Source organism: Klebsiella sp. 2-CIP_Kleb., assembly GCF_050378715.1.
In the GTDB taxonomy this organism is placed as follows: Bacteria; Pseudomonadota; Gammaproteobacteria; order Enterobacterales; family Enterobacteriaceae; genus Klebsiella; species Klebsiella quasipneumoniae.
The window spans coordinates 498,009-516,226 of the sequence record NZ_JBNRLG010000002.1 but is presented as its reverse complement, the minus strand read 5'-3'; the positions used below and the strand labels follow the sequence as shown (position 1 = coordinate 516,226).

Here is an 18,218-nt window from a genome sequence, read left to right as displayed (position 1 = left end):
ACGCACCCAGGGGGAACACTTGCAGGGTAAAGCACTCCAGGATTTTGTTATCGACAAAATTGATGACCTGAAAGGTCAGGACATCGTTGCCATTGATGTACATGGCAAATCCAGCATCACCGATTGCATGATTATCTGCACCGGCACCTCCACGCGTCATGTGATGTCCATCGCCGACCACGTGGTTCAGGAATCCCGCGCCGCCGGCATGCTGCCGCTGGGCGTTGAAGGGGAAGCCGCCGCCGACTGGATCGTCGTCGACCTCGGCGACGTGATGGTTCACGTCATGCAGGAAGAGAGCCGTCGTTTGTACGAGCTGGAAAAACTCTGGAGTTAATGCGTGAAGTTGCAGCTGGTGGCCGTTGGCACCAAAATGCCGGACTGGGTACAGACCGGCTTTAGCGAGTATCTGCGCCGTTTTCCCAAAGATATGCCGTTCGAACTGGTGGAGATCCCAGCCGGTAAGCGCGGCAAGAACGCTGATATCAAGCGCATCCTCGAAAAAGAGGGCGAGATGATGTTAGCCGCTGCCGGTAAAAACCGCATCGTGACCCTGGATATTCCGGGTAAACCATGGGATACGCCGCAGCTGGCGCGCGAACTGGAACGCTGGAAACAGGACGGGCGCGACGTCAGTTTGCTGGTCGGCGGCCCGGAAGGCCTCTCTCCAGCCTGTAAAGCAGCGGCGGAACAGAGTTGGTCGCTCTCCACCCTCACCTTACCTCACCCGCTGGTGCGCGTACTGGTGGCCGAGAGCCTGTATCGGGCGTGGAGCATTACCACCAACCATCCGTACCACCGTGAGTAATGATGATCAGGGTAGACTGAGCAGCGAATGAAATTACAGAATTCTTTCCGCGACTATACGGCTGAATCCTCGCTGTTCGTGCGCCGGGCGCTGGTCGCTTTTTTGGGGATTTTGCTGCTTACCGGCGTTCTGATCGCCAACCTGTACAATGTGCAAATCGTTCGCTTCGACGACTATCAGACGCGTTCGAACGAAAACCGCATCAAGCTGGTGCCGATCCCGCCGAGCCGCGGCATTATTTACGATCGTAACGGCACTCCGCTGGCGCTTAACCGCACCATTTATCAGCTGGAGATGATGCCGGAGAAAGTCGATAACGTGCAGCAAACGCTGGATGCGCTGCGCGACGTCGTCGATTTAACCGACGATGATATCGCCGGCTTCAAAAAGGAGCGCGCCCGCTCCCATCGCTTTACCTCGATTCCGGTAAAGGTCAACCTCAGCGAAGTGCAGGTGGCCCGCTTTGCCGTCAACCAGTACCGCTTTCCCGGCGTGGAAGTCAAAGGCTACAAGCGCCGTTACTATCCCTATAACTCGGCGCTGACGCACGTCATCGGCTACGTTTCGAAAATTAACGATAAAGACGTCGACCGCCTCGATAAAGAGGGCAAACTGGCCAACTACGCCTCGACCCACGACATCGGTAAGCTGGGTATTGAGCGTTATTACGAGGACGTCCTGCACGGTCAGACCGGCTACGAGGAGGTTGAAGTGAACAACCGCGGCCGCGTGATTCGTCAGCTCAAAGAGGTGCCGCCGCAGGCCGGACGCGACATCTACCTCACCCTTGACCTCAAGCTGCAGCAGTATATCGAAACGCTGCTGGCTGGTAGCCGCGCCGCAGTGGTGGTCACCGACCCGCGTACCGGCGCCATTCTGGCGCTGGTTTCGACGCCGAGCTACGACCCGAACCTGTTCGTCGACGGCATCTCCAGTAAAGATTACTCCGGCCTGCTCAACGATCCGAACACGCCGCTGGTCAACCGTGCGACGCAAGGGGTCTATCCGCCGGCATCGACGGTCAAACCGTACGTCGCCGTCTCGGCGCTGAGCGCCGGGGTGATCACCCGCAATACCAGCCTGTTTGACCCGGGCTGGTGGCAGTTGCCCGGCTCGGAAAAACGCTATCGTGACTGGAAAAAATGGGGCCACGGCCACCTGAACGTCACCAAAGCGCTTGAGGAGTCCGCGGATACCTATTTCTATCAGGTCGCCTATGACATGGGCATCGATCGCCTCGCGGAGTGGATGAGCAAGTTTGGCTACGGCCACTATACCGGTATCGACCTTGCCGAAGAGCGCTCGGGCAACATGCCGACCCGCGAATGGAAGCTCAAACGCTTTAAGAAACCCTGGTACCAGGGGGACACCATTCCGGTGGGCATCGGCCAGGGTTACTGGACTGCCACGCCGATCCAGATGAACAAAGCGCTGATGATCCTGATTAACGACGGGGTGGTGAAAGTGCCGCACCTGCTGCAAAGCACCGTGGAAGACGGCAAGCCCGTTCCGTGGGTCCAGCCTCATGAGCCGCCGGTAGGCGACATTCATTCCGGCTACTGGGAAATCGCCAAAGACGGCATGTTCGGCGTGGCCAACCGCGGCAACGGCACCGCGCACAAGTATTTCGCCAGCGCGCCGTATAAAATCGCGGCCAAGTCCGGTACCGCCCAGGTGTTTGGCCTGAAGGCCAACGAAACCTATAACGCGCACCGAATCTCTGAGCGTCTGCGTGACCATAAACTGATGACGGCGTTTGCGCCTTATAACAACCCGCAGGTTGCCGTGGCGATGATCCTGGAAAACGGCGGTGCCGGCCCGGCGGTCGGTACGATTATGCGCCAAATCCTCGATCACATCATGCTGGGCGATAACAACACCACGCTACCAAGCGAAAACCCGGCGGTGACCGCAGGGGAGGATCAATAATGACGGATAATCCGAACAAAAAATCGCTGTGGGATAAGATCCATCTTGACCCCACCATGGTGCTGATCCTGCTGGCGCTGCTGACCTACAGCGCACTGGTTATCTGGAGCGCCAGCGGTCAGGACGTCGGCATGATGGAGCGTAAAATCGGCCAGATCGCCATGGGCGTGGTGATCATGATCGTCATGGCGCAGATCCCGCCGCGGGTCTATGAAGGCTGGGCGCCCTATCTCTATATTTTCTGTATTATTCTGCTGGTGGCCGTCGACGCCTTCGGCGCCATCTCCAAAGGGGCGCAGCGCTGGCTGGATCTCGGTATCGTCCGCTTTCAGCCGTCGGAGATTGCAAAAATTGCCGTGCCGCTGATGGTGGCGCGCTTTATTAACCGCGACGTCTGCCCCCCTTCGCTGAAGAACACCGGTATTGCCCTGGTGCTGATCTTTCTGCCGACGCTGCTGGTGGCGGCGCAGCCTGACCTCGGGACCTCGATTCTGATCGCCCTCTCCGGTCTGTTTGTGCTGTTCCTCTCCGGCCTCAGCTGGCGACTGATCGGCATTGCGGTGGTGCTGGTCGCCGCCTTTATCCCGATTTTGTGGTTCTTCCTGATGCACGACTATCAGCGCCAGCGCGTGATGATGCTGCTTGATCCGGAAACCGACCCGCTGGGCGCGGGGTATCATATTATTCAGTCTAAAATTGCCATTGGCTCTGGCGGTCTGCGCGGCAAAGGCTGGCTGCACGGCACCCAGTCGCAGCTGGAGTTCCTGCCGGAACGCCATACCGACTTTATCTTCGCCGTTCTCGCCGAAGAGTTGGGCCTGATTGGCGTGCTGATCCTGCTGGCGCTCTATATTCTGCTGATCATGCGCGGACTGTGGATCGCCGCTCAGGCGCAGACCACCTTTGGCCGGGTCATGGCCGGTGGTTTAATGTTGATTTTATTCGTTTATGTCTTCGTAAATATTGGTATGGTGAGTGGTATTTTACCGGTGGTGGGCGTACCGTTGCCGCTGGTGAGCTACGGGGGCTCCGCCCTGATCGTATTGATGGCCGGGTTTGGTATCGTGATGTCGATCCATACCCACAGAAAAATGTTGTCGAAAAGCGTTTAAAGGGGTTCGCAATGCGTAAGCAATGGCTGGGGATCTGCATAGCAGCGGGGCTGCTGGCGGCATGTTCGAGTGATGACGTGCAACAAAAGACGGTCAGTACTCCACAGCCGGCCGTCTGTAATGGCCCGACGGTTGAGATCAGCGGCGCCGATCCGCAGTATGAAACGCCGAACGCGACGGCGAATCAGGATTATGAGCGCGACGGTAAGCGCTACAAAATCGTCCAGGATCCGGCAAACTTTACTCAGGCCGGTTTCGCGGCGATCTATGACGCGGAACCCAACAGCAACCTGACCGCCAGCGGTGAAACCTTCGACCCAACGCAGTTGACCGCGGCGCACCCGACGCTGCCGATCCCGAGCTATGCGCGGATCACCAACCTCGCCAACGGGCGCATGATCGTCGTGCGGATTAACGATCGCGGTCCCTACGGCAACGATCGGGTTATCTCGCTCTCGCGCGCGTCCGCCGACCGCCTGAACACCTCGAACAACACCAAAGTGCGTATCGACCCCATCATCGTCGCGCCTGACGGTTCGCTTTCCGGCCCGGGAATGGCTTGTACCACCGTCGCCAAACAGACTTACGCTCTGCCCGCCCGTCCGAATCTGGACGGCGGTGACGCTGCTGGCATGAACCAGCCTGCGCCCACTGACGTTCGCCCGATCAGCAACAGCACGCTGAAGCCGGAAGATAGCGTTGGCGCTCCGGTGAACAGCGGCGGTTTCCTCGGCGCCCCGACGCCGCTGAACAGCGGCGTGCTGGAGAGCAGCGAACCCGCGGCCGCCACCGTGACCGCACCTGCCGCCGGCGCCACGCCAGCAGCGCCGGTGACCGCCCCCGGCTCCATCCAGGGTAGCGTCGCGCCCGCAGCGGCCGCAGCCGCCGGCGCCGTTGCCGCTTCCTCTTCCGCCACCTCCAGCGCCAGCGGTAACTTTGTCGTCCAGGTGGGCGCAGTGAGCGACCAGGCGCGGGCGCAGCAGTATCAGCAGCGTCTGAGCCAGCAGTTCTCTGTGCCAGGCCGGGTCATGCAAAACGGCGCGGTGTGGCGTATTCAGCTGGGACCATTTGCCGACAAGGCGCAGGCCAGCGCCGTTCAGCAGCGCCTGCAAAGCGAAGCGCAGCTGCAGTCCTTTATTACTCGCGCCAACTAAAGGCCGCGGGCAGCCCGTTCACCTTGCGCATGTAAAAGTCATTAACAAACTCATGCGCAATGTCGGATGCTGGCCCGCAGAGCATTTGCTATAGTAAGGCACTTTTTTTAACTCCATCACGGATGCCGTTGTTCTGACCATGAAGACCTCTTTCACCGCTCGTTTACTCATCACGGCGCTCTCCGTTGCAGCGCTCTCCTCCGCTGCCCGCGCCGATGACCTGAATATCAAAACGATGATCCCAGGCGCCCCGCAGATTGACGCCGAATCCTGGATCCTTATCGATTACAATTCTGGCAAGGTGCTGGCTGAAAACAACGCCGACTCCCGCCGCGACCCGGCCAGTCTGACCAAAATGATGACCAGCTATGTTATTGGTCAGGCGATGAAAGCGGGCAAATTCAGAGAGTCCGATCTGGTCACCGTCGGCAACGACGCCTGGGCCACCGGCAACCCGGTATTCAAAGGCTCTTCCCTGATGTTCCTCAAACCGGGGATGCAGGTGCCGGTTTCCCAGCTGATCCGCGGTATCAACCTGCAGTCCGGTAACGATGCCTGCGTGGCGATGGCCGACTATGTCGCCGGCAGCCAGGATGCCTTCGTCAGCCTGATGAACAACTACGTCAACGCCCTCGGCCTGAAAAACACCCATTTCCAGACCGTTCACGGCCTCGACGCTGACGGCCAGTACAGCTCGGCGCGCGACATGGCGCTGATTGGCCAGGCGCTGATCCGCGATGTGCCGAACGAATACTCGATCTATCGTGAGAAAGAGTTCACTTTCAACGGCATCCGCCAGCTGAACCGTAATGGCCTGCTGTGGGATAACAGCCTGAACGTCGACGGCATCAAAACCGGCCACACCGACAAAGCAGGCTACAACCTCGTCGCTTCCGCCACCGAAGGCCAGATGCGTCTGATCTCGGCGGTAATGGGCGGCCGGACGTTCAAAGGGCGTGAGTCGGAAAGCAAAAAACTACTGACCTGGGGCTTCCGCTTCTTCGAAACCGTCAACCCGATTAAAGCCGGCAAAGAGTTTGCATCCGAACCAGCCTGGTTCGGCGACAGCGATCGCGCTTCGCTGGGGGTGGATAAAGACGTCTACCTGACCATCCCGCGCGGCCGGATGAAAGATCTGAAAGCCAGCTACGTGCTGAATAACACTGAGCTGCATGCCCCGCTGCAGAAAAACCAGGTCGTCGGCACCATTAACTTCCAGCTGGATGGTAAAACCATTGACCAGCGCCCGCTGGTGGTGCTGCAGGAAATTCCGGAAGGTAATTTCTTCGGTAAAATTATTGATTACATTAAATTAATGTTCCACCACTGGTTTGGTTAAAAATCGAACGCTTGAAAGTGTGATTTCCATCCCCATATACTATTCATCCAAGTAACCTGATAACTCCCGCCCTTGGTGGGAGTTATTATTTTGTCGTAACACCGGAGCTGACATGAAAACCAAACTTAACGAACTGCTTGAATTCCCTACGCCATTTACTTACAAAGTAATGGGGCAGGCGTTGCCTGAGCTGGTTGATCAGGTGGTGGAAGTGGTACAGCGCCATGCGCCTGGTGATTACTCGCCGTCAGTAAAACCGAGCAGCAAAGGTAACTACCACTCGGTCTCCATCACCATCAACGCCACCCACATTGAACAAGTGGAAACGCTGTACGAAGAGTTAGGCAATATCGATATCGTTCGGATGGTGCTGTAACCCTTTCCCTGACCCGGCCGCCGTGCCGGGTCTTCTCATTCCCTTTCACACGGCTGTGATATACTCCCCGACCTGAATTCTCTCTTCCCGGCGGAGATGTTGTTTTGCAGCACAATAAAATTCTAATCCGGCAGCTTGGCCTGCAACCTTACGAACCCGTCTCGCAGGCGATGCATGAATTTACCGACGCCCGTGATGAAGATACCCTCGATGAGATCTGGCTGGTAGAACATCACCCGGTCTTCACCCAGGGTCAGGCCGGCAAAGCGGAACACCTGCTGGTGCCCGGTGATATTCCGGTGATCCAAAGCGATCGCGGCGGCCAGGTAACCTATCACGGCCCGGGACAGCAGGTAATGTACGTCCTGTTGAACCTCAAGCGCCGCAAGCTGGGGGTGCGTGAACTGGTGACGCTGCTGGAGCAAACGGTCGTCAATACCCTTACCGAATATGGGATTGAGTCGCACCCCCGCGCCGATGCCCCTGGCGTCTACGTCGGCGATCGCAAAATCTGCTCTCTGGGATTGCGGATCCGTAAAGGCTGCTCTTTCCACGGCCTGGCGCTCAATATCGCGATGGATCTGACGCCGTTTCTGCGTATCAACCCCTGCGGCTATGCCGGTATGGAGATGACGCAAATGCGTCAGTGGCTACCGGAAGCCACCCCGGAGACTGTCGCTCCGCGGCTGGTCGCCAATCTGCTGGCGCTGTTGAACCATCCCCCGCACGAATACCTGCCTCAGGGTTAAGCGGCAGAGCAGCGCCCCGCTTACGGCGGGGGGCTGAACAAGTAACACATTATTTTTGCAATCAATTGTCACGCACGGCAACGCCGCGGGCCGCTATACTTGGCCTATCATTCCCAACCGGACTCATCGCGTGCCAGAGAATACGCCGCCGTCAGAATCTCCTGACAGACAGGACGAACGTTACGACCGTCAGATGTTTCGCATCCTGCGTAATATTGACCTCAATCTGTTGACCATCTTCGAAGCCGTGTATGTACACAAAGGTATCGTCAATGCCGCGAAGATACTCAATATCACGCCGTCGGCCATTAGCCAGTCAATTAACAAACTGCGGGCGCTGTTCCCCGATCCGCTGTTTATCCGCAAAGGCCAGGGCGTGACGCCCACTGCCTATGCCACCCACCTTCACCAGTACATCAGCCGCGGTATGGAGGCTTTCCTTAGCGCGCTGGATATCACCGGCAGCCCGGACCAGCAGCGGGTGATCACTATCGCCACTACGCCAGCCATGGGGGCGCTGCTGATGCCTTGCCTGGCCAGCGCGCTGAAGCCGGCCTTTCCGCAGATCCTGCTGCACAACATCGCCCTTACCGACGCCGCGCGGCAGCTCGACCAGCGCCAGGTGGATCTGTTAATCGACACCCATCTGCACAGCGGTCAGGCGCTAAGCCATCACGTGCTGTATCAGGATCGGGTGCAGATGTACTGCCGCGCTGGGCATCCTGCGCTGGACGGTCCACAAGATGAATCCGCGCTCGCGCAATACGAGTTTGCGCTGCTGCTGCCTGAAGGCCAGCGCTACCCTACGCTGCATCGTCGACTGCAGGAGGAGATGGGCGAGCGCCGCTGCGGTTTCAGCACCTTCAACCTGCTGACCCAGGCGGCAATGATCGCCGAGAGCGATATGCTGGGGCTAACCACCGAGCGCCTGTTCGCCATGGTATCCCGTCTCTGGCCGCTGCAAACCCTGGATGTTCCCTCCCTGCGGGAAGAACAGATTGATGTTGCGCTGCACTTCAATAAGCAGAGCGGGAAAGAGCCATTGCTGAAAGAGATCATTGAGACCGTGATCCAGGCGTTTAAGGCGTAGCGCACGGAAGGGAAAAGGATAAAACAACAACTATTTTACAATTTGCCGGGCAGGCAGGCTGCTTTCTGCCCCTTTTCAATGGTATACTGCCTGCTCTTGATTCAAAAATAGTTGATAATTGCAACATTTCATTGAATTAATTCGCTTTCCTTCGTGACTCGCAACTGGAACACGCACGCTATGAGTAAACCCATTGTGATGGAACGCGGTGTTAAGTACCGCGACGCCGATAAAATGGCCCTTATCCCGGTGAAGAACGTGGCAACTGAGCGTGAAGCTCTGCTCAGAAAACCGGAATGGATGAAAATCAAACTTCCGGCAGACTCGTCCCGTATCCAGGGAATCAAAGCAGCGATGCGTAAGAACGGCCTGCACTCCGTATGCGAAGAGGCCTCCTGCCCGAACCTTGCAGAATGCTTCAACCACGGTACCGCGACCTTTATGATCCTCGGCGCGATCTGTACCCGCCGTTGCCCATTCTGCGACGTCGCGCATGGCCGCCCGGTCGCGCCAGATGCGAACGAGCCACAGAAGCTGGCGCAAACTATCGCCGATATGGGGCTGCGCTACGTGGTGGTCACCTCGGTGGACCGTGACGACCTGCGCGATGGCGGCGCACAGCATTTTGCCGACTGCATCAGCGCCATTCGCGAGAAAAACCCGACGATTAAAATCGAAACGCTGGTCCCGGATTTCCGCGGCCGCATGGATCGCGCCCTGGAGATTCTGACGGTGACCCCGCCGGACGTCTTCAACCACAACCTCGAAAACGTACCGCGCCTCTATCGTCAGGTGCGTCCGGGCGCGGATTATAACTGGTCGCTGAAGCTGCTGGAGCGTTTTAAAGAAGCGCACCCGGAGATCCCAACAAAATCCGGTCTGATGGTGGGTCTGGGCGAAACCAACGACGAGATCATCGAAGTTATGCGCGACCTGCGCCGTCATGGCGTCACCATGCTGACGTTAGGCCAGTATCTGCAGCCGAGCCGTCACCACCTGCCAGTGCAGCGTTACGTTAGTCCGGAAGAGTTTGAAGAGATGAAAGCAGAAGCCATGGCGATGGGCTTCACCCACGCCGCCTGCGGCCCCTTCGTTCGCTCTTCCTATCATGCCGACCTGCAGGCTAAAGGGATGGAAGTTAAATAACCTGCCGCTTCTCCCGCTGCGTCACTTCCCGGCGCAGCGGCGCTCTCCGCTTCGCCTTCCCGTAACAATTAGTTGCATCTTTCCTGCGCGGCGTCGATAAAAACGACAAAGGCCGCAACGTAAACGTCGCGGCCTCTTCGCCGAACCTTCCGCATCCCGCCAGGGGACGCAGCCGGAGAATTACTCTTTATGAGAGAGCTTCTGCGCCGGTACTTCGTCTTCAGCGGTGGTTTTCTTCGCGCTATCGTCATCTTCGTTCATGGCCTTTTTAAAGCCCTTGATAGCCGAACCCAGGTCGCCGCCCAGCGTACGTAATTTCTTGGTACCAAACACTAAGATAATCAGTGCTGCAACTACCAGCAGTTTGGTAATACTAATCTCACCCATAGCTAACCTTCTTCTCTATACAAGCTGCGAATACGCCATCATACACGTATTTATCCGTCATATTGTAATCCACCTGTGCGCGGGCCGCGTGATTCAGCCCGAGGCCTCCCCTCCGGGAGTGAGCGCTGGGGTGTCCGTCCTGACGTGCACAGCGAATTATTGGGATAAACAATACGGGTATTTGGCGCGCGGACACAATAGCAATCTGTAACAAGGTGAATCAAGCCTTGTTTAAAAAAACGTCACAATAATTGCGGTGGCGCAAACCGTCGGTTCTGCAGCACCGGCAAACGCTCGCGAACCCGCGTAAGGTAGTCTGCGGAAATATCGGCATAGATCAGCTGCGGCTCGCTCCCCGCGCCCGCCACGGTGGTCCCCAGCGGATCGATGATGCGGCTCTGCCCGATGTTACGCGTCCCGCATTCGCCTGCCGCCACGACGTAGCAGGTCGTGTCCAGCGCGCGCGCTGCCAGCAGCGTCGCCCAATGATGCTCTTTTTGCGGCCCTTTCACCCATGCGGTGGGCAGCACCAGCAGCTGCGCACCGTTCAGCGCCAGCGACAACGCCAGTTCCGGAAAACGCAGATCGTAACAGGTCATCAGGCCAACGCGAAATCCCGCCACGTCAATCACCGGGGGAATTTGCCGGCCGGGATCCACCCGCCGGGACTCCTGCATTGCGAAGGCGTCGTATAAATGAAGTTTGTGATAATGGGCAATGATTTTCCCTTCACGCAATACCACCAGCGTGTTGGTTGCTCTTCCCTCCCCCGACGGCACATGCAGCGTCAGGATCGTCGTCAGGCCGTTACGCGCGCTCTCGGCCTGCAGCAGCTGCAAAAACGCCCCATCCAGCGTTTGGGCCGATTTCACCGACAGATCCGGGTCGTTGTCATCACGTGCCAGCAACGCCTCCGGCAGCACCAGCAGCGCCGCCTCTTCACGCGCCGCCTGCTGCATCATCGCCACACAAGTGTGCGCATTCGTCTGCCATACTGGCGTGACGATAAACTGCCCTGCCGCTACCCGCATGTTTTTCTCCCGTCAGGTTATGAATAGCCAATTGCGCCCGTTGCGCGCTACACTTGACACTCTCTTACATCAAATAGCAGGAAACGACCGTGTTTCAACTTCTTTGCGCCGTTTTTATTGGCGGCGGCACCGGCAGCGTTTTGCGCTGGTGGCTCGGCATGAAGCTCAATCCTGTGCACCATGCTATCCCTATTGGAACGCTGACCGCCAACCTGTTAGGCGCCTTTGTGATCGGCGCCGGGCTGGCGTGGTTTAATCGACTGACCGGCATTGACCCGATGTGGAAGCTACTGATCACCACGGGTTTCTGCGGCGGGTTGACCACCTTTTCCACCTTCTCTGCGGAAGTGGTGTTTCTTCTGCAGCAGGGGCGAGTGAGCTGGGCGCTCCTCAACGTTGCGGTGAACTTGCTGGGTTCGTTTGCCATGACGGCTGTCGCCTTCTGGCTCTTCTCGCAGGCCGCCAGCCGCTAAAGGCGTAATCAACAGGCAAAAAAAACCCGCTGTTTAGCGGGTTTTTATATTCTACTGACGCGTTGCTTACAGAGCGATTACGTTTGCAGCAGAAGGGCCTTTGGCACCGTTAGTGATTTCGAACTCTACGCGCTGACCTTCAGCCAGAGTTTTGAAACCGTTGGACTGGATTGCAGAGAAGTGTACGAATACATCTTTGCTGCCATCTTCCGGAGTAATGAAACCGAATCCTTTGGACTCATTAAACCACTTAACGTTACCTTTAATCTTAGACATCAAAATTACCTTTATATGAAAAATCGACACTAATGCTGTGTCGGGTATCAGTACACCAATTGTGGTACCTTTTGTCCAGTGCAACTTTGCTAAAAAGTGATAAAAGTCGCTATCTTTTTTAGTGGGTAACGCTTTAGTCCTTGTTTTTCCACAAGACGCGTCACTTATCTCATTTATTGCTAAGACTTAGCGAATTAAAACTGTATGCGAGCCCAGGCGAAGTAAACGTTACCGTTATTGTAGGTGCCGGGAATGTAGGTCATCTGGAACGTTGCCGGACCGTAACCTATTGACGCTAATGGCAAGATCACCGGAATCGGAATGTAGTTCCAGTTATCGCGCGCCGTCACCCCAAGGGTATAGCCGAGACCGAGGCGGAAGTTCTGATCCGTCAGCGGGCGCCAGGTTTTCTCCCAGCCGTAGCCGCCAATGGGCTCCCACTTATTGAAAGAGTCTTTAAACGCCATCAGGTACAGACCGTGCCAGTTCCCTTTCTCATCCCAGCGGGAGACGCCGAAACCGGCCCCCCACGGACGTTCGTTATACTTATCCGTCTTTTCCTTATCGTAGGCAAAGCGCGCGTGCCAGGTGATGGCTGGAACGTACAGATCATAGTGCTCTGGCTCGTTCCAGGTCTGCGCAACGTTATTACTTAAGGTATGGTAACCTTCGCTAAGGGTCGATGAAAACGACGCGCTGGCGTTTCCGGACACCAATAACCATCCTAAAAAACCAAGAGAAAACAATGAAAAACGACGTAACATCAACACTTTTCTATTACCACTTTCATTTAAAAGCCACCTAAAATAGCAAAGATAGTCTCAATACAGGTTGAACGAAATAAGGCAAACTCCTGATTTTCTCCCGCTGACCATCAGAACCACTTAACTATCCATCTGGTGATTATATCCAGGCGTAACGGGGACGCGTAGTTCTTGTCGCTTTATTGATTTGCATCAGCGAGTTTCGTCCGTTTTTTCGGCACATTCGCACATTAAAATTTGGTGTGACGCTTTTTCACTACATATTCTTTGGGCTTAGGGGTAATAAATGCTGACGTTTATTGAGATCCTGATCGGGATCGTGGTCATTGTGGGCGTCGCCCGCTATATCATCAAAGGCTACTCGGCCACCGGGGTGCTGTTCGTCGGGGGCTTAATCTTATTGATCGTCAGCGCCCTGCTGGGACATAAAGTCTTACCAGGCAATACCGCGGGCACCGGTTACTCCGCCACTGACATTATTGAATACATTAAGATTCTCCTCATGAGCCGTGGCGGCGATCTGGGTATGATGATCATGATGCTGTGCGGCTTTGCCACTTATATGACTCATATTGGCGCCAATGATATGGTGGTGAAATTAGCCTCAAAGCCATTGCGCTATATCAATTCGCCCTATCTGCTGATGATTGCCGCCTACTTTGTCGCCTGCCTGATGTCACTGGCCGTCTCCTCCGCGACCGGCCTCGGCGTGCTGCTGATGGCGACCCTGTTCCCGGTGATGGTAAACGTCGGTATCAGCCGCGGGGCGGCGGCGGCCATCTGCGCCTCGCCGGCGGCGATTATCCTTTCGCCCACCTCGGGCGACGTCGTGCTGGCGGCCAAAGCGGCCGAAATGCCGCTGATCGACTTTGCCTTTAAGACCACGCTGCCGATCTCCATCGCCGCTATCATCTGCATGGCGATCGCCCACTTCTTCTGGCAGCGCTACCTGGATAAAAAAGAGAACATTTCCCACGAAATGCTCGACGTCAACGAGATCACCACCAACGCTCCGGCGCTGTACGCCATCCTGCCGTTTACGCCGATTATTGGCGTGCTGATCTTCGATGGCAAATGGGGACCGGAACTGCACATTATTACCATCCTCGTCGGCTGCATGCTGCTGGCGGCGATCCTCGAATTCCTGCGCGGGTTCAACACCAAAAACGTCTTCAGCGGACTGGAAGTCGCCTACCGCGGGATGGCTGACGCCTTCGCCGGCGTGGTGATGCTGCTGGTCGCCGCCGGCGTTTTTGCTCAGGGATTAAGCACCATCGGCTTCATCAATGGTCTGATCTCCATCGCTACCTCCTTCGGCTCGGCCAGTATTATTCTGATGCTGGTGCTGGTGATCCTGACCATGCTGGCGGCGATGACCACCGGCTCCGGCAATGCCCCGTTCTACGCCTTTGTCGAGATGATCCCCAAGCTGGCGCACTCCTCCGGCATCAATCCGGCCTATCTGTCGATCCCGATGCTGCAGGCCTCGAACCTTGGCCGCACAATATCGCCAGTCTCTGGCGTGGTGGTGGCCGTCGCCGGGATGGCGAAGATTTCCCCGTTCGAAGTGGTCAAACGCACCTCGGTGCCGGTGATGGTTGGCCTGCTGGTGGTGATCGTCGCGACCGAGATCCTCGTCCCCGGCAGCGCGGTCCACTAATGGTCTAACCACGTGAAAAGGCGCCAGCAGGCGCCTTTTTTATGCTTTAATAACCCCCCGTTATCTTTTGCCATCCACAATCAGGAATAAACATGTTCAGGAAGGAATTCGCCGCGCTTGCCCTTGTGCTTACCGCCACTCAGGCCGGCGCTGAACCGCTCACCGCGACGCGATACGCTGATTTTGACCGCTATGTCCTGGCCCTCTCCTGGCAAACCGGATTCTGTCAGAGCATGTATGACCGTAACCGCAACGAACCGGAAGAGTGTCGCCTGCAGCAGGAAACCGCGAATAAAGCCGATTTTCTGACCGTGCATGGCCTGTGGCCCGGGCTGCCAAAGTCCATTGCCGCGCGCGGAGTGGATGAACGACGCTGGATGCGCTACGGCTGCGCCACGCGCCCGGTGCCCGACATGCCGGAGGTGAAAGCGAACCGCAAATGTCAGGCGGCGGAGACCGGGTTGTCGCTGGAGATGGCCAACAAACTGAATAGCGTGATGCCGGGCGCGGGCGGCACCTCCTGCCTCGAACGTTACGAATACGCCAAACATGGCGTCTGCTTCGGCTTCGATCCCGACAGCTATTTTGGCGCCATGGTGCGCCTGAATGGAGAAATTAAGCGCAGCCCGGTGGGCGATTTCATTGCCAAACACTATGGCCAAACCGTTAGCCGCGCCGACTTCGACGCCGCTGTGGCCCACGCCTGGGGTCCGCAGAGCGTGAAGGCGTTTAAATTAACCTGTAACGGTAATCCGGCCTATTTGACCGAGATGCAAATCTCGCTCAACGCCGCGACCATCAATGCCCCGCTGGCCACTTCCGCCTTTTTGCCTCAGCCTCACCCAGGTAACTGCGGCGCGCAGTTTATCCTCGATAAGGTTGGCCACTAGCGCGACGCCGCGTGCTGACCAGAAAACGTCGTTCGCCGGGGGTCGTTGCGCGCTGATTGTGCGTTTCATCACTTCAAACTGCCGGCAACTCTCAGTATGATGGGAGAACCTTAACCCTTGCCTTTTTCGGCGAGGGTTTTCTTTTACGGACAGGTTCCTGGATAACATGGAGTATGCAATGACCAGACCCGCAATCATCATTAACGAACTGGATGCCGAACGTATCGACAGGCTGCTGGAGCAGCCAGCTTTCGCCAGCTCGCCGGTTGCCGATGCCCTGAACGACGAGCTCGACCGCGCGCAAATGCTGGCGCCGGAAGCGATGCCGCACGATGTCGTCACCATGAACAGTACGGTTAAATTCCGCGATTTAACCAGCGGCGAAGAGCGCGTGCGGACGCTGGTGTTTCCGTCGCAGGTGACCGACAGCGCCAGCCAGCTCTCGGTCCTCGCGCCGGTGGGCGCCGCTCTGCTCGGCCTCAAGGTCGGCAGCACCATTCACTGGGAGCTGCCGGGCGGGGCGTCAACGCACCTGGAAGTGCTGGCGCTGCTGTACCAGCCGGAAGCCGCTGGCGAATTCCACCGCTAATCTCCGCTGCCTGAGGCGTATCGCGCTTTATTCAGAGGATGTCCACACATCCTCTTTCTGCTGTCTTGCCCCCCGCTAACCTTTTTTTACGCTTTGCGCCTGCCTGACTGACAGTTTTGCGACCTGAATGACACAATATCCGCATATAATATGTTGATATAGACGCAAACGAACAAGGAGGATTGCATATGTATAAGACTATCATTATGCCGGTTGATGTCTTTGAGATGGCGCTGAGCGATAAAGCCGTCCGGCACGCGGAGTTTCTGGCCCAGCAGGACGGGGTAATCCATCTGCTCCACGTATTACCCGGTTCAGCGAGCTTCACCATGAGCCGGTTTACCGCCGACTTGCGGCGTTTTGAGGAGCATCTGCAGCATGAGGCGGAAACCCGCCTGCAGACCATGGTCAGCCATTTCAGCATTGACCCCTCACGTATCAAGCTGCATGTGCGTTTCGGCAGCGTGCGCGACATGGTCAACGAACTGGCCAGTGAAATAAACGCCGACGTGGTGGTGATTGGCTCACGCAATCCCTCCATCAGTACCCACCTGCTGGGATCCAACGCCTCGAGCGTCATCCGTCATGCCCATATCCCGGTGATGGTCGTCAGGTAAGGGTGAAGAAAAAGAGCATAAAAAAAGAGGCTACCCCAGGGTAGCCTCTTGGTTATGCAGGTCTATTGTCTGACTTGTTATGCGGTTTTCGTGCGGATCAGGTAGTCAAAGGCGCTCAGCGACGCTTTCGCCCCCTCCCCTGCCGCGATAATAATCTGCTTGTACGGCACAGTGGTGCAGTCACCGGCGGCGAATACGCCTTTGACGTTGGTTTCGCACTTCGCATCGATGATGATCTCACCCATACGGTTACGCTCAACCGCGCCTTCCAGCCAGGTGGTGTTAGGCAGCAGGCCGATCTGCACGAAAATACCCGCCAGCGCGACATGATGCTCATCGCCGCTCACCCGGTCACGGTACTGCAGACCGGTGACCTTACTGCCGTCGCCTTTCACTTCCGTAGTCTGCGCATTGAGAATGATATCGACATTCTTCAGACTGCGGACTTTATCCTGCAGCACCTGGTCGGCCTTCATCTCCGGTGCGAATTCCAGCAGGGTCACGTGCTCCACGACGCCCGCCAGGTCGATAGCCGCTTCCACGCCGGAGTTACCGCCGCCAATTACCGCCACGCGTTTGCCCTTAAACAGCGGACCGTCGCAGTGTGGGCAGTAGGTTACGCCCTTGGTGCGATACTGATCTTCGCCAGGCACGTTCATATTGCGCCATTTCGCCCCGGTGGCAATGATGACGCTGCGCGCCTTCAGCACCGCGCCGGAGGCGGTTTCGATCTGGTGCAGGCCGCCCTCTGTCGCCGCCGGCGTCAGTTTGGTCGCGCTCTGGGAGTCGATCACATCGACGTTATAGTCGCTAACGTGCGCTTTCAGGGCCCCGGCCAGCTTCTGGCCTTCGGTTTTCGGCACCGAAATGTAGTTTTCGATATCCACGGTATCCAGCACCTGGCCGCCGAAGCGTTCGCCCATCAGGCCGGTACGAATCCCTTTACGCGCAGAGTAAACCGCGGCCGCCGCGCCGGACGGGCCGGAACCGACGATCAGCACATCGTAAGCGTCACGCTGATTCAGCTCTTCCGCTGCGCGTTTTTCCGCACCGGTATCCACTTTGGCGACGATTTCCGTCAGCGTCATCCGTCCCTGACCAAACTCCTGGCCGTTCATGAACACCGCCGGCACGCCCATCACGTTGCGCTCGGTGATCTCATTCTGGAACGTCCCGCCGTCAATCGCCGTATGTTTGATACGCGGGTTGAGCACCGCCATCAGGTTCAGCGCCTGGACTACGTCCGGGCAGTTATGGCAGGAGAGCGAGTAGTAGGTTTCAAACTCAAAGTCGCCATCGATATCGCGGATCTGCTCCAGCAGAGACTGGGCCTCTTTCGACGGATGACCGCCGGTCCACAGCAGCGCCAGCACCAGCGAGGTAAACTCGTGGCCCAGCGGGGAGCCCGCAAAGCGTGGGCCCTGGTCGGAACCTGGGTTAGTAATCAGGAACGATGGCTTGCGTACCGCCAGCGTGTTGTCTTCTTTAAAGGTGACTTTGTCTGACAGTTCAGCAATTTCAGCCAGCAGTTCCCTGATTTCTGCCGATTTAGCGCTGTCATCCAGCGTGGCAATCAGCTCAACAGGCTTAGTCAGCTTCTCAAGATAGGCCTTGAGCTGGGTTTTCATGTTGGTGTCGAGCATTGTTATCTCCTGGGCTTAAAACATCATCATGCAAGCGGCCTTGTCAGGCTGCCTGAATGCGCTTGCATCATGGTGTTGGAATAAAATGGGCGCCAAAGCGCCCTGATAATCTACGCAATTTCCTGAGCATTTCGCGCCAGAGCAAGGCGGCTAGCCTGAGAATCCCCGGGAGCTTACACCTGTAA

At 57.0% G+C, this 18,218-nt stretch carries 20 protein-coding genes; 15 read left to right on the top strand and 5 right to left on the bottom strand.

Translation table 11 applies throughout. The features are described 5' to 3' along the window. Window positions 1-19 precede the first annotated feature (19 nt). From rsfS to lipA, 10 genes are all read left to right on the top strand, one after another. The gene (gene rsfS, locus ACQUTP_RS10375; protein WP_002894623.1) at window positions 20-337 is read left to right on the top strand and encodes a ribosome silencing factor; all 318 of its coding nucleotides are present in this window, start codon (window positions 20-22) and stop codon (window positions 335-337) included. Between the two features lie 3 nt (window positions 338-340). Next, window positions 341-808 (top strand): 23S rRNA (pseudouridine(1915)-N(3))-methyltransferase RlmH, encoded by a 468-nt coding sequence (gene rlmH / locus ACQUTP_RS10370; RefSeq protein ID WP_002894620.1) that lies wholly within the window; start codon window positions 341-343, stop codon window positions 806-808. Between the two features lie 27 nt (window positions 809-835). Continuing rightward, window positions 836-2,737, top strand: coding sequence for a peptidoglycan DD-transpeptidase MrdA (gene mrdA, locus ACQUTP_RS10365; protein WP_004885880.1), 1,902 nt, complete (start codon window positions 836-838; stop codon window positions 2,735-2,737). Next, window positions 2,737-3,849, top strand: coding sequence for a peptidoglycan glycosyltransferase MrdB (gene mrdB / locus ACQUTP_RS10360; RefSeq protein WP_004885876.1), 1,113 nt, complete (start codon window positions 2,737-2,739; stop codon window positions 3,847-3,849). Before mrdA ends, mrdB begins: the two co-directional genes overlap by 1 nt. A gap of 11 nt (window positions 3,850-3,860) precedes the next feature. Further along, a complete protein-coding gene (rlpA, locus tag ACQUTP_RS10355) occupies window positions 3,861-5,003 on the top strand; it encodes an endolytic peptidoglycan transglycosylase RlpA (protein ID WP_043521635.1) in 1,143 nt (380 codons plus the stop codon). Between the two features lie 139 nt (window positions 5,004-5,142). Next, window positions 5,143-6,342: a D-alanyl-D-alanine carboxypeptidase DacA gene (gene dacA, locus ACQUTP_RS10350; RefSeq protein ID WP_017899089.1), complete on the top strand. Its 1,200-nt coding sequence runs from the start codon at window positions 5,143-5,145 to the stop codon at window positions 6,340-6,342. A gap of 112 nt (window positions 6,343-6,454) precedes the next feature. Next, a complete protein-coding gene (gene ybeD / locus ACQUTP_RS10345; RefSeq protein ID WP_002894474.1) occupies window positions 6,455-6,718 on the top strand; it encodes a DUF493 family protein YbeD in 264 nt (87 codons plus the stop codon). 104 nt (window positions 6,719-6,822) lie between these two features. After that, a complete protein-coding gene (lipB, locus tag ACQUTP_RS10340; RefSeq protein ID WP_004885871.1) occupies window positions 6,823-7,467 on the top strand; it encodes a lipoyl(octanoyl) transferase LipB in 645 nt (214 codons plus the stop codon). 130 nt (window positions 7,468-7,597) lie between these two features. Beyond that, window positions 7,598-8,557, top strand: coding sequence for a YbeF family transcriptional regulator (locus ACQUTP_RS10335; protein ID WP_017899088.1), 960 nt, complete (start codon window positions 7,598-7,600; stop codon window positions 8,555-8,557). Window positions 8,558-8,737: 180 nt separating this feature from the next. After that, window positions 8,738-9,703, top strand: a complete 966-nt coding sequence (gene lipA / locus ACQUTP_RS10330) for a lipoyl synthase (RefSeq protein ID WP_004885864.1) — start codon at window positions 8,738-8,740, stop codon at window positions 9,701-9,703. A 180-nt stretch (window positions 9,704-9,883) separates the two neighbouring features. Here the strand turns inward: lipA and tatE are convergent, their stop codons facing one another. Together tatE and ACQUTP_RS10320 are read right to left on the bottom strand one after the other, a co-directional pair. After that, window positions 9,884-10,090 carry a twin-arginine translocase subunit TatE gene (gene tatE / locus ACQUTP_RS10325; protein ID WP_004885862.1) on the bottom strand — a complete coding sequence of 69 codons (207 nt, stop codon included), beginning with the start codon at window positions 10,088-10,090 and terminating at the stop codon, window positions 9,884-9,886. A gap of 242 nt (window positions 10,091-10,332) precedes the next feature. Beyond that, the gene (locus tag ACQUTP_RS10320; protein WP_285755666.1) at window positions 10,333-11,121 is read right to left on the bottom strand and encodes a deaminated glutathione amidase; all 789 of its coding nucleotides are present in this window, start codon (window positions 11,119-11,121) and stop codon (window positions 10,333-10,335) included. 89 nt (window positions 11,122-11,210) lie between these two features. Between ACQUTP_RS10320 and crcB the strand changes: the two genes are divergently transcribed. After that, window positions 11,211-11,594: a fluoride efflux transporter CrcB gene (gene crcB / locus ACQUTP_RS10315; protein WP_002894459.1), complete on the top strand. Its 384-nt coding sequence runs from the start codon at window positions 11,211-11,213 to the stop codon at window positions 11,592-11,594. 66 nt (window positions 11,595-11,660) lie between these two features. Here the strand turns inward: crcB and cspE are convergent, their stop codons facing one another. Further along, on the bottom strand, window positions 11,661-11,870 hold the full coding sequence (cspE, locus tag ACQUTP_RS10310) for a transcription antiterminator/RNA stability regulator CspE (protein WP_002439184.1): 210 nt from the start codon (window positions 11,868-11,870) through the stop codon (window positions 11,661-11,663). A gap of 194 nt (window positions 11,871-12,064) precedes the next feature. Then, on the bottom strand, window positions 12,065-12,583 hold the full coding sequence (gene pagP, locus ACQUTP_RS10305) for a lipid IV(A) palmitoyltransferase PagP (protein WP_004885852.1): 519 nt from the start codon (window positions 12,581-12,583) through the stop codon (window positions 12,065-12,067). 337 nt (window positions 12,584-12,920) lie between these two features. On the opposite strand from pagP, the gene dcuC reads away from it, so the two are divergent. From dcuC to uspG, 4 genes are all read left to right on the top strand, one after another. After that, a complete protein-coding gene (gene dcuC / locus ACQUTP_RS10300) occupies window positions 12,921-14,294 on the top strand; it encodes an anaerobic C4-dicarboxylate transporter DcuC (RefSeq protein ID WP_023319964.1) in 1,374 nt (457 codons plus the stop codon). Window positions 14,295-14,386: 92 nt separating this feature from the next. Then, window positions 14,387-15,184 carry a ribonuclease I gene (rna, locus tag ACQUTP_RS10295; protein WP_117263396.1) on the top strand — a complete coding sequence of 266 codons (798 nt, stop codon included), beginning with the start codon at window positions 14,387-14,389 and terminating at the stop codon, window positions 15,182-15,184. Window positions 15,185-15,362: 178 nt separating this feature from the next. After that, complete coding sequence (rnk, locus tag ACQUTP_RS10290; protein WP_004885849.1) at window positions 15,363-15,773, top strand: nucleoside diphosphate kinase regulator; 411 nt, start codon at window positions 15,363-15,365, stop codon at window positions 15,771-15,773. A 188-nt stretch (window positions 15,774-15,961) separates the two neighbouring features. Next, the gene (gene uspG / locus ACQUTP_RS10285; RefSeq protein ID WP_002894401.1) at window positions 15,962-16,390 is read left to right on the top strand and encodes a universal stress protein UspG; all 429 of its coding nucleotides are present in this window, start codon (window positions 15,962-15,964) and stop codon (window positions 16,388-16,390) included. A 77-nt stretch (window positions 16,391-16,467) separates the two neighbouring features. On the opposite strand, the gene ahpF is transcribed toward uspG, so the two are convergent. Then, complete coding sequence (ahpF, locus tag ACQUTP_RS10280) at window positions 16,468-18,033, bottom strand: alkyl hydroperoxide reductase subunit F (protein ID WP_017899084.1); 1,566 nt, start codon at window positions 18,031-18,033, stop codon at window positions 16,468-16,470. Window positions 18,034-18,218 lie beyond the last annotated feature (185 nt).